The organism is Streptomyces sp. TRM68416, assembly GCF_014596915.1.
Classification (GTDB): Bacteria; Actinomycetota; Actinomycetes; order Streptomycetales; family Streptomycetaceae; genus Streptomyces.
The window spans coordinates 37,133-49,417 of sequence record NZ_JACVWU010000001.1; the positions used below are offsets into that span (position 1 = coordinate 37,133).

Annotated in this window: 4 protein-coding genes and 1 pseudogene; 1 reads left to right on the top strand and 4 read right to left on the bottom strand. The window is 68.7% G+C overall.

Translation table 11 applies throughout. The features are described 5' to 3' along the window. Positions 1 to 15: 15 nt before the first annotated feature. Positions 16 to 2,226 (bottom strand): protein kinase domain-containing protein, encoded by a 2,211-nt coding sequence (locus tag ICC28_RS00180; protein WP_188286262.1) that lies wholly within the window; start codon positions 2,224 to 2,226, stop codon positions 16 to 18. Positions 2,227 to 2,367: 141 nt separating this feature from the next. Then, positions 2,368 to 2,775: pseudogene (locus tag ICC28_RS00185) on the bottom strand (efflux RND transporter permease subunit); the annotation flags it as partial. Positions 2,776 to 3,042: 267 nt separating this feature from the next. Between ICC28_RS00185 and ICC28_RS00190 the strand changes: the two are divergent. Continuing rightward, on the top strand, positions 3,043 to 4,125 hold the full coding sequence (locus ICC28_RS00190; RefSeq protein ID WP_188286263.1) for a hypothetical protein: 1,083 nt from the start codon (positions 3,043 to 3,045) through the stop codon (positions 4,123 to 4,125). Positions 4,126 to 4,554: 429 nt separating this feature from the next. Here ICC28_RS00190 and ICC28_RS00195 read toward each other — a convergent pair whose 3' ends face one another. After that, a complete protein-coding gene (locus ICC28_RS00195) occupies positions 4,555 to 5,061 on the bottom strand; it encodes a hypothetical protein (protein WP_188286264.1) in 507 nt (168 codons plus the stop codon). Further along, positions 5,058 to 11,588 carry an RHS repeat-associated core domain-containing protein gene (locus ICC28_RS00200; RefSeq protein ID WP_223188165.1) on the bottom strand — a complete coding sequence of 2,177 codons (6,531 nt, stop codon included), beginning with the start codon at positions 11,586 to 11,588 and terminating at the stop codon, positions 5,058 to 5,060. The genes ICC28_RS00195 and ICC28_RS00200 overlap by 4 nt, the downstream gene beginning before the upstream one ends. Positions 11,589 to 12,285: the final 697 nt, after the last annotated feature.

The window sequence follows — 12,285 nt, forward strand, 5'->3', positions numbered from 1 at the left end:
CCGTACGGCTGCCGCTCACCCCGAGACGGGCTTCCGGTCGGGGTGGGCGGGGTCGAGGGTGAAGATGTCGCCCTCGGGGGTGGCGACCACCAGGGCACCCTGGTGGAGCAGCACCTGCGTCTGGGACCCGCCCGTCACCCGCTCGGCTCGCGGCAAGGTCTCCCAGAGCAGGGTCCCCCGGCGGGCGTCGAGAGCCGCCACGCGGCCGCCGGCACTCGACAGGTAGACGACTCGGGCGCGTGGATCGTACGTGGCGGTGCCCGGCTGCTCCAGGCTCGTCGCGGTCCGCCACAGCTGCTTGCCCGTGCGGACCGACACGGCGGTCACCTGGCCGGAGGAGGTCGCGCACCACAGCGTGCCGTCCGCCAGGGCCACCGGCTTCTCGCACTTCTGCGCCAGCTCCGTCGAGTCGGCCTCACCGCTGTCCGGATCGACCAGCCGTATCCGGGAGTACAGGCCGTCGTGGTCGTTCCTGTCGACGTCGAGGAAGAGCAGGCGGCCGTCGTCGGTCCCGACCAGGGTGTCGAGACGGGGCACTGTCAGGGACCGGGAGGAGCCGTCGGACCGGTCCAGCCGCAGGAGCCGCATGGTCGGGGTGGACGTCATGCCAGGGGCACACATGAGGCGGATGTCCCTGCCCACGTCCGCCGGCGTGCAGTAGTCGCCCACCGGGAGCGGTGCCGTCCAGCGCGCGGCGCCGGTGCGCGGCGAGCGGGCGGTCACCGACCGGCCGCTCTCGTCCGGAGCGAGCACGGTGTCGCCGAAGAGGTGGGGGCGGACCTGGTCGGGTTTCACCACGCGGTGCCACAGCCGCTCCCCGGTCCGGGCGTCCAGGGCGGCGATCGTCCACGTCACCTTGTCGCCCCCCACTTCGGTCCGGTGCTCCTGCTCGACCAGCATCAGACCGTCCGTGACGCCGAGGAGCGTGAAGTCGTACGCGCCCTGACCGGTGGCGGGTGGCAGCGCCTCGGCGCGCCAGAGAGTCCGTCCGGTGAGCGCGTCGATGCGTACCGGAAGGGTCGGGCCGCCCGTGCAGTAGACCGAACGCCCGTCCGCCGTGCACTGCGTGCTCTCGAAGCCGACGTAGTTGACGGCCTCTCCCTTCTTCACTCCCTGCTCCGCTGTCGCGTACACCGAGGTCTGCCACGGCTGCCAGCCGTCCGGCACGTCGGACCACCGGGAAACAGGCGCTGCCTTGCGGCCGGCGTCGTTCTCGCCGCCGGACTGCCCCGGGCCGCTGAGCAGATGGGCCGTCAGCCCGAGGGCCAGCGCGCCTATCACGCCGGTCGCGGCCCACAGGGGGCGCAGGCGGCGCCGGCGGGCGGGTGGTGGGGGCGGTGCCGGTGGTACGGGCCGGAGGGCAGGGGCCGGTACGGTCTCGTCGAGGGCCGCCACCGTCGGCAGGTCGTCCGCCGACGCCTCCGGCAGGGCCGTCGCGAGTTCCCGGGCCAGCTCTGCCAGGGCGGGACGGTCCGCCGGGGCCTTGGCCAGGCAGCGCTCCACCATCGCGCGCAGCGGCTGCCGTACGCCGCCCAGGGCGGGTTCGGTGTGCACCACGCGGTAGGCGGTCAGGTAGGGGTTGTCCGCGTCGAACGGGCCCCGGCCGGTGAGCATGAACACCAGCAGCGAACCCAGCGAGAAGACATCGGAGGCCGGGCCCACCGAGCGGGCGTCGGTGAGCTGTTCCGGGGACATGAAGGGCGGGGTGCCGATCATCTGTCCGGTCTCGGTCAGCGCGTTGTTCTCCGCCGCGCGGGAGATGCCGAAGTCGATGACGCGGGGGCCGTCGTCGGCGATCAGGACGTTGGCCGGTTTCAGGTCACGGTGGACGACCCCCGCCCGGTGGATGTCCCGCAGGGCCTCCACCAGCCCCAGGGCCAGCCGCCGCGCCTCGTCCTCCGGCAGCGGACCGCGCTCGCGCACGCGTGCGGCGAGGGAGCTGCCGGGCACGTACTGGGTCGCCATCCACGGCCGCCCCGCCTCCGGGTCGGCGTCCACCACAGAAGCCGTGAAGGCGCCGCTGACCTTGCGGACGGCTGCGATCTCCTGGCGGAAGCGGGTGCGGAAGACGGGGTCCTCCGCGTACTGGGCGTGCACCACCTTGACGGCGACCTCGCGCCCGGAGCGGGATCTGCCCCGGTAGACGACGCCCATGCCGCCGGCTCCCAGCCGGTCCACCAGCCGGTACCCGCCGACCGACTTCGGATCGTCCTTGTGCAGCGGCACGCCCCGATCCCTCCCCCGTTACATCTGTCGAGGGCACAGGATACGGCCGGGTCCCGCACCCCGGAGGTGCGGGACCCGGCCGTCGGTCCGGTGCGTCAGACGCCGGCCGGTTCCGGCTGCGCCGGTACCTCCGTCTGCACCTTCTTCCCCCGCACCGGCGATGACCTTCGGGTCCACATCGTCCGGAAGCTGGACGCGGGCCCGGTTGACGGCCTGCTGAGCGTCGGCGTCGAACTGCTGGGTGTTGTTGCCGTAGTCGAAGGACACCATGATCAGGGCGTTGCCCTCGCTGGCGGTGGAGGTGACTTGGGTGATGCCGTCGACGCCTTCGAGGCTGTCCTCGATGGGCTCGACGACCTGTTTCTCCACCACCACGTCCGGGGACGCGCCCTGGTACGGCGCCAGCACGGACACCACGGGCAGTTCGATGCACGGCAGCAGCTGCTGCTTGAGCTGGGGTATCGCGATCGCTCCGAAGGCGAGCGCGATGATCGACATGAGCCCGATCAGGGCCCGTTGCGCGAGGCTGAATCTGGACAGCCAGGACATGGGATCAGGGTCTCTCTTCTGTTGAGCAGAGCGGCTTCTACACCCTGAGCCATCCGGAACCGCCGATACGTAGCTCGGGGGTCCCGTTCTTTATCCCGCGCATACTCCGGCTACTCCGGCCGCAATATGCCCGGTAACCACTTGCTCCACCCTTGGACGGACGAAGGCGATCCGCAGTACGTCCTCCAGCGCTTCGGCGAACGGAAAACCTGTTGGCCGGCCGTCGGCGAGCTGCAAGGATGCGTTCGACTCCCAGCCGGAGGGCATTTGTTCGTTTTCGTGTGTGCCGGATGCGGCGCCGAGTTGACCATCCCGCTGTCCCAGGTCTCACTGCCGGTCCACGCCCGCCAGAGATACGGGAACGGGGCCCAGCTTCCCGTGCTCATGCAGTCGGGGACGTTCGCCGTGGACCCGGACCCCTGGGGAGGGCCGTGGCGCAGGTGGGACGAGATCGGTCCGGGCGAGGCGGAGGCGCGCGGCATCTACGCGCCGGTCCACGCCCTGTCCGACAGCACGCCGGGGGCGAGTGTCATCGCCCCCGGCGATATCCGTGGAACCCGGCTGGTGCCTGAGAAGCGCGGCGGTGCCTGTTGCGGCCTCGACGGAGCCGACGGGCCCAACATGGCCTGCGAGGCATGTGGCCTGCTCGTGGCGACCAGGGTCGACGACTGCTCGCTCTGGCAGGCAGTGCGGCTCAGCTCGGATGCCGTGCACCGCGTCCCCGTTGACGATGTGCACGCTGCTCCCCTCTCCTGGGCGGAGCTGGCAGCGAAAGGGGAGAAAACGGCCCCGTTCGAGCCGATCGCCACATGGGGAGGGCGCTTTGGGTCGAACCACTACTGGTCGTGGAGTCCGCAGTGGGAAGCGGCAGCCGGCCAGGCTCTCGCCCACCTGCTGGTTGCCTCCCAGGGACAGTCGGTGAAGGTGCCGGACGGCCTGACCGCGGACGTGTTCCAGCACGCGCTCGACACCCTGCTGCCCGCAGGCCCCCCGCTGCGGCGCGCCGTCCTGGCCGGACCGGGACGGCCCCCCTCCGACGCGGGTGTCGACATCCTCCTTGTACCGCTCCACCCCCAGACGGGTCAGACCTGGACCCCGGCCGGCCCGACTGCGTCGGCATACCTGGTGCCCCTGCCGCTGGGGGTGTGGCTGTGGCTGGTCTCTCCCCAGCCGTACATGCCGGTTCCCGCGTCGGGCCGCATACCCCGGGACGTCCTCCGCGACGACCCGCTCCCGCCGTTGCCCAACTACACGTTCCGGGCCGACCGGGAAACGTTCCAGCACACCTTGGCCCGGCTACCAGCCGTGCGCGACTCGTGGCTGCGCACGATCCTCGAGAACCTCGCATAGGGCAGCTCGCCCGACCTCTTCTAGCCGTCCGACCATCGAACAGCGCCAGACGCCCGCGCCTCCCCCAGTGACCGACATCAGCTGACCGGCCGGCCCGGGAGCCATCGAGCACATACGCAGCCCCTCGATGCCCTCGGCTTGTGGGGGGCTCCGGCGTCCGACTGCGTTGCCGTTGAGGTGGAAGGGCGGGAGGGCAGCGGGCGTTGGGGGCGCGACGCCATCGACACCCTGAGCACCGCCCTCGGCGGACCAGAGATCACCGAGAAAGCCGGCGCCGACAGCAACGAACCGCCTCCTTGCTCCGTCCCCGTCCCCGTCCACTGACGTTGCCGTCAATTACTGCCGTCAAACACCAGGGAAGCCCCGCCAGACTACGCCTGGCGGGGCTTCGATTCGCTAGCGGGAACATCGCCACTCCGCGTTGCTACCTCAGTGCGAAATTGATGCCTGAAGCAGGCTGCACGCGGAGGACCAAGACGGCAAGGCGCCTTGAACCTTTTTCAAGTCCACGCTCAAATAGTCGGGTGGCACGTCGCCGATTCCTTCCACTTCGAGGACGTAAAACTCCGCCAGATCGCCCGCCACTGCAAGGTGCGCCTCCGGGAAGAATTCGAATCTCGCGCGAAGAGAATCGCCCAACCGGTCAGCAACACTGGATACTACCGTCAGTGCCGTGAGAGGAACCTGCTTCGTCGGTGACTTCCAGTCGAACGAGCGCAGACCCCGGATCACAAGCAGCGCAGAATTTCCCACTTCAAACTGCAAGGAGGTGCGCAGTTCGAAGAGAAGAGCCGCCGTAGAGGTCAAGTGACACACCCGAGAGTCGAGCAACTGCGCCTCTTGCAGCGCGTCCGCTTCTCGCAGGGGATCCACTTCAACCGAGCCGAGAAATTCCGGATATGGCCTGGCATGGACGAGATCATTTATCGAGATCATGGGATCGGGATGTGATTGTAGGGGTCAGCCTTGCTGACCGTCTGTCCAGTTAGGGGATTGACTGACTGACCTGCTTTGTTCATGTACACCACATAACCGTTCGGGTACTGATACTTGCCGGTGGTGACAGGGTCCATCACCCGAACTTGCACCACCCGAGGATCGAGGCCCTTAGTTCCGGCCGGAATGTCATAAGCCCAGCCCTTACCCGTGGCAACCGGCGTGCCTGCAGCCCCCTTAGGAAGTGGCAGTACCTCTCCAGCAGGCCCAGTCACCGACCCGATGGAGCAGTTGCTGTTGTGAACCAGGACCGGAGTCTGCCCCGCCAGCACATAGTACGTGTGGAGGCCGTCAACGGTGAGGTTGTGGGTCTCCTGCTCTGCGTGGAACGAGCGGGTGGCTGTGACCGTGACCTCGGTGCCCTCGTCCGTGCGGAGGGTCATGCCGGGCCGGAGGTCTCCGGCGTCGATCCAGGCTTTCCGGTTCGGAGACCAGAAGGGGTGGTGGTCGGTCGCTGTGATGGTGGCGGTGTCTTGCAGCGCCTTCACCGTGAGTTCGGTGAAGGCCTTGTCATCCTTGGTGATGATGGTGGCCAGAACAGCGTGTGCTTCGGTCTTTCCGGTCTCTGGATCGGTAGCAAGGACCTTGTCTCCTGGCTTGACGTCCTTGATGTCCTTGACCGTTCCATCTGCCAAGAGAACATCTTCCTCGGGCAGGAAGCTGTTCTTGCACGCCCTGGACAGTTTCGCCGCTTGGCCTGCGACGGCACGTGCGGATTTGAACGCGAGACCGCCGAGCAGGCCAATCCCGGCCTCTTTGGCCTGGTTAGTGAGAGCCTCGCTCGTCGACTCCTCATCGCCGTCCAGGGCATCTCTCACCGAGGCGCCGGCAGCACCGGATCCTGCCGCACAAGCGCCGCTGGCAAGAAGGCTCGCGCCGCCCGTTACGCCTACTGTGGCCACGGCTGTTCCTTCGCACAGGCTGAAGGTGACCCCAGTGACCACCAAAGCCGCGACGTTGGTCCAGAACCCGCTGTCATCGCTGCTTCCGGAGGCTCCGGGGCTCTCGATGCAGGTTCCGTACTTGATGGAGCAAACCTGGTCGCGGCCTGCGCTGTCGTCAGTGCTCTCTGCGCTGACCGTGGTGGGGGCAGGAGTCGTCGGGGTGCCGGGGCCGCATTCGTTCCAGCCTCCTTCGCAGTCAGCCTTTATCAGTCCGGTGGGGTCGGCGTAGTTGATGGGGTCGTTGTCGCTGTAGCTGTAGGCGGACAGGTTCTGCGGTTGATACGGGGTGGTGAGGGGGTCGGGGCTGAGGAAGCGTCCGAGGTGGGGGTCGTAGGCTCGGGCGCCGAGGAGGGAGAGGCCGGTGCTGGTGTCTTCGGTTTTGCCGAGGAAGCCGTTGTCGGTGCCAGTGGGCAGGGTGCCGTCGCGTTCGTCACCGAAGGGGGTGTAGCGGCGGCGGATTGTGGTGCCGGTGGTGGCGTCGACGGCAAGTTGGGTTGAGGCCTGGGTGTCGGCCATCAGGTAGGTGAGCTTGCCGTTGGTGTCGGTGGTGCCCTGCGTCGTGCGCATGGCGACGACCGAGCCGCCGCTGGTGTAGTAGCGGGTCGCGGTCACCTGGGTGCCGTCGGTGGTGCGCAGTTCCATGCCGCCGATGGACGCGACCGTCTCTTCGGGGGTGGTGCGGACCAGGAGGTTGCCGTCGGCGTCGTAGGTGTAGCGGGTCAGGCGGCTGCCGGTGGACTCGGTGGTGGTGACGGTGGAGAGCTGGCCGAGTTCGGTCCAGTCGTAGTCGGTGGTGGTGCCGGGGACGGCGCGGGTGTCCATCCGGCCGGAGTCGTCGTAGGTGAAGGTCTCCGTGCCGGTGGTGTTGCCGCCAGTGACGGTGTTGATCTTGCGGACGCCGTGCGGCCACTGGGCGTTGGCCGTGGTCCAGGTGCCCGCGTCGTCGTAGCCGGGGTAGAGGTAATCGCGCTTCGTGGCCTGGCCGGTGGCGTCGGTGTCGGTGACCGACTGGAGGTTGCCGAGGCGGTCGTAGGTGTAGCCCGTCTGGTAGGGAGCCGGCCCGGTGAAGTCCGAGCCGCTGTTCGCGGTGCAGGCGCCGGCTTCGGCGCGGGTGTAGGCGCTGCTCAGGCGGGCCTGGTCGTCGTAGCGGAAGCACTGCGACTGGGCGGTCTGGCCGTCGGCCTGTTCACGTAGTTCAGTGATCTTGCCGTCGTAGTCGTAGGTGTAGAGGTCCTCCTGCCTCTCACTGGTGAACCTGCCCACGGTGGTGTTGGTAGTGATGCTCTTCAGCCAGCGGGTGCCGTTGGCGTAGGAGTAGTCGTACGAACGCTGCGCGGCGACACCGCTCAACGGGCCGGTCGGGCCGCCGTAGGAGCGGTCAGTGAGCAGGCCGTAGGCGTCGTAGACCGTTGCGCGTACGTAGGTCTCCTGGTCGGAGGCCAGGCGGGTGGGCTGGCCGTAGCCGTTGTAGGAGGTGGTAACGGTCTCCGCGTCCAGGCCGCCGGCCTGCGGGTACGTCACGGAGGTGACGTGGTTCGCGGCGTCGTAGGTGACCGAGGAGGTGTAGTTGCCTGCAAGTCCGGTCACTGCGGCGGGGATGCTGACGGTGGTGGTCAGCGGGCGGCCCCGCTCGTCGAACGCGCCGGTCTTGACCGTGTAGGCGTTGCCGTCCGCATCCCAGCTGGTCGCCGACGTGATCTGGCCCTTGCCGCCGGTCACCCCGAGGCCGTCCCAGGTCCAGGTGGCGAGCATGTCGGTGCCGCTGCTCACGGACGTCTTGCGGCCCAGGTTGTCGTAGGCGAAGGAAAGGACTGTCCTGCCGCCGTTGCTGGTGGTCTCGCTGATCTGGCCGTTGTCGTCGTAGGCCGTGGTGGAGATGCCCGCGTCCGGGTCCTCGGTCCTGATGCGCTGTCCGGCCCAGTCGTAGGTGTACGTCGTGTCGTTGCCGCGCGCGTCGGTGATCTGCTCCAGCGCGCCACTGGCCGTGTACTCGTACCGGGTGGTGAAGGTGGCGCTGCCGTTGTGCTCCACGACCTTCGACGTCTGCCCGTACACGTCGGTGTACGTATCCACCGCGCCGGAGGCGGCGGGAGTGACGGTCGTGTAGTCGCCGTGGTAGGCGGTCCGGATCCGGCCGTACGGGGTGACCATGGCACTGGTGCCGTCACCGGCCATGATCCGGGACTCGGTGGTGCGTCCGGCCCAGTCCAGGACGAGGTCGGTGTAGGAGGGCAGGTCCTCGACCTTGGGGCTGACCGGTCCGCCCGAGCCGGCCGTTCCCTGGTTGCGGAAGACCGCGGAGGTGCCGGTGACGTTCCCGGCTGTGTCGTAGCGGGTGACGGCGACCTTCCGGTTGGGGACGTCGTCACCCGTGGAGGGGTCAGTGCTGTAGTTGGTCGGCGCCTGTGTCTCGCGTGCGCGGCCCAGGGCGTCGGTGTAGGCGTAGGTGGACAGGTAGGTGCTGCCGGACTGGAGGGTGTGGCTGGCCACGCGGGGGTAGCCGTCGACCGAGTCCGGGACGCCGCCGCTGTTGGTGGAGGTCGGGATGGTGTAGCTGAACTTCATCGACGGCGAGGTGCCGGTCTCGGTCGGCCTCCACACCTCGGTCGTCCGGCCCGCCGCGTCCAGGGTGATCCTGGTGACGTTTCCGTTGGCGTCCGTCGTCTTGTAGGGCACGCCCCAGAACCGGGACTTCCACACGGTGGTGCTCAACGCGCCGCGCAGATCAGCGAGGTCCTTGGACGGCTTGGGGGTTGTGGTGGTGACGCCGTCCAGCGGCCAGGTGTTCTCGGGGCTGTAGGTCGTGGTGGTGCGGTTGCGGTCGGCGTCCTCGGCCCAGCGCATCCGGCCCGCACCGTCGTAGCCGAACCGTGCCGTCTGATAGTCGTCGCCCGAGGTGTAGGTGCGGGTCTGGGTGGGGTTGCCGTCGACCGGGTTGTTGCTCGCCACGTCGGTGGCCCCGTCGAACAGCGTGACGGCGTAGCCGTCCTGGTTGTCCGCGGCACGGTTGGAGCAGCCGGTGGCGTAGTGGCGGGTCTCGTCGACCAGGACCATCCACCGCTGGATGCCGGTGCTGCCGAGCGGGTCGGTGTTGTACGTGCGGCCGAAGGTGGTGCACCGGTTGTCGGCGACGCCCGCCTCGCCCTGGTCGTTGACGCGCAGGGGCAGGCCGTAGGTGGCCGACGTCGCGGTGCTGGCGTCGTACTCGTTCTCGACCACGTGGGTGCGCCAGCCGGACGAGGTGCGGGTCTCGGTGGTGGTCTTCGACTCGCGTACGAAGCGGGCGTCGGGCAGGCCCACGTACTGGGAGGTGTTGTGGGTCCAGTACGAGTGGAAGACCCGCTGCTGCGAGCTGCCGGTGTCGTCCCGCTTGGAGGTCTCGATGGTGCGGCCCTGCAGCCACGGTGAGTCGGTGTACGAGGTGCCCGCGCCGTCCGACACCGTCACGGAACGCTTCTTGGACGGGTCGGACTTGGAGGTGCGGTCGCCGTCCAGGCCGCGGTAGAGCCAGTGGAAGGTGGAGTGCTTGACCGCGCCGCTGCCCGAGGTGACCTCGACCTTCTGGTAGCCGCGCCAGTCCGACCACGTTTCGTCCGCGTCGTCGGTGAGCGGGTCGTTGGTGAAGCGCCAGCCGGCGCCGCCCACGTAGTCGTAGGTGGTGGTCATCTCCGGGGCGCCGTCCTGGTTGGTGGTGACCGTCGGGTCGACGGTCACCTTCTTCACCAGGAACTTCTTGAACCAGCCGGTCTGCGCCTCGGTCTCACCCTCCGGGGTCCACTTCTGCCAGTAGCAGTCCTTGGTGTTCGACGACTGGCTGGGCAGCGCGTCGATGCTGCACGCGTTGGCCACCCCGTAGTCGACGGTCGTGGTCGCGCCCAGGTCGCCGTGGATGGTCTGGATGCGGCGGAAATTGAGCGCGGCCGGGCCGACCTGGTTGTCCAGGTCCACGCCGTTGAAGTTGATGACGGGCAGCACGATGTCCGTGCCGGTGCCGTAGGTCTTGCGCTGGACATAGTCCAGCCACAGCGTCTTGCCGATGGTGCCCTCGGGGTTGGGCAGGCCGTGCTTGGTCTGGTACTGCTGCACCAGGTCCCAGCCGTTCGCCGAGGTGTTCAGCACGAACGTCTTGATGTCCCACAGCATGTCCTTGCCGAAGAACGTGGGGTAGTACGTCTTGCCCGCGCAGTAGTAGTCCGACGACGTGCCGTCGCACATCAGGTCCACCGGCACATCCGGGTAGGACGAGGGGCTGGAGGAGATCGACGGGCAGGCGCCCGGCTCACTGCGCAGCGGGTCCTTGTCCGACATGCGCTCCACGCACCGGCCCACGTGGGACAGGTCCACCTTGCCGGTCGGCTTGGCGCCGGTGATCTGGGTGGGCCAGCCGTACTCGATCCGGCTCAGGTAGCCGCTCGCGGTGTACTTGCGGGCCTTGTCCGCATTCGCGACGGAGCGGTAGTAGTTGCTCTCCTTGTCGTAGAAGTAGACGGACTCGACCTCGTTGGCGTCCACCGTGCGGTCCAGGCTCCACCGCCAGGCCTGCGTGCACGGCTCGGGGAACTGCGCGTGGCACGGCTCCCCGGCGTCATTGCCGACCACCGGGATGGTGAACACCGAGTCGGTCGCCGTACCCGTGCGCTCCGAGCGGCCCCAGCCGAAGTAGTAGCGCCGGCCGTCCTGGGACGAGATCACCCAGTACTCGTCGTCGGCGCCGTGCCCGCCCGTCAGGTGCTGCACCCGCCAGCCCGGGTCGTTCTGCACGTGGTAGGACCCGGTTCCGGTGTTGTCCTGCACCAGCGTCGAGGTCACGCCGTTGAGGTTGATGACGTAGAGCGCCCCGTTCGGCTCGTCGGCCGTGTTGGGCGACTCCCAGCACATGTCGCCGATCGTCTTCAGCCCGTCCTGGCTGCAGTTGACGTACCGGCGCTCGATGAAGCCGACGTTCAGGTCCCAGCCCATGCCCACCCAGGAGGCCTGGTTGTTGGTCGCCGAGGTACGGCCGTCGACGGACTGGGAGTTGTACGACAGCCCGAGCGACGGCGCCGAGCCCATCGCCGGTGCGGGCAGGCTGACCGGGAGGCTGTAGGTGAAGGCTCCGGAGCCGGTCGCGACGTCCCATGAACCGGTCGGGGACAGGGGCGAGGCCCGGTAGTCGCCCTCCTTCGACGACGAACCCGTGGTCAGCGCGTAGACGGAGGCCGAGGAGTTGTCCAACTGCGTCGACAGGCCGTCCGTGTCCGGCTCGGCCACCACCGTCGCGGTCAGCGTGCCCGAGGCGGTGTCGTTCTGCGCGGGCACGACCTCACGTTCGGTGCAGTCTTCGGTCTCCGGCGTCTGCAGCGCGCACGCGGGCAGCTTCACCAGCCGAAGCCGGGCGGCGAAGTCACCGCCGTAGGCGTACTTGAAACCGGAGTAGTCGATGTCCACCTGCACTTGGCCCAGCGCGTCGACGCCGTCGGCGCGCGTGACCTGCAAGCCCAGCCCGACGCCGCCCGCCGGGGCCACCGCCTGCCTGTCCAGCAACCTGACATCGACCTGATCAGGCGATACGAGGTCCGGTGACGGCCCTGAAGTCTCTGACGGCTCCTCCGGGGCAGGGGCCGTCGCCGAAGTCTCCGACGACGGCTGCGAAGGCTGCGCAGTCTCCGCAGGTGCGGAAGCCTCCGCGGACGGCGTCGCCTCGACGGAAGGCCCAGCCGTGGGCTCCGGGGTCTCCGTCGCGGCGCTCGGATCGGCGGACGGGGTTTCCTCGCTCACCAGCCGGGACGCGCCCAACTGCGCCTCGGTGTCGGCGTCCACCGGCGCAGGGGCGACCTCCACCACCTGGCCCACCTGCGTGTCAGCCCCCGCGGCCGTGGTCGGAGACGCCGGCGACACCACACCCGGCTCCCCGGGAACGGCCCGCGACAAGTCCACCGTCGCCTCGGCAGCGCTCGGCCACACCGGCTCGGGCAGAGGCTTGCCCACCTCTTCGGCCTGCTGCTCCGGGACGGTCCCCAGAGACTGCGCCGGCACCGATGGCGTGGTGTCGTCCGACGCCGCAGCGGCCTGCTGCGGCGACACCACCGAAACCGTCGACAACAAACCGGCCAGTACCGCCCCCGCGACGGTGACAGACAGCAAACGCGCACGCCGAGCAAACACTCGAGCCCCACCCCACTTGGTGCCCCAGGCCGAACCGACCGTGCTCCCCAGCACGGTGGAGCCGACTCGACCCAGG

Bases quoted from the DNA above. Each gene is read 5' to 3' on its own strand.
- ICC28_RS00195 (WP_188286264.1), bottom strand. From the start codon at position 5,061: ATGATCTCGATAAATGATCTCGTCCATGCCAGGCCATATCCGGAATTT.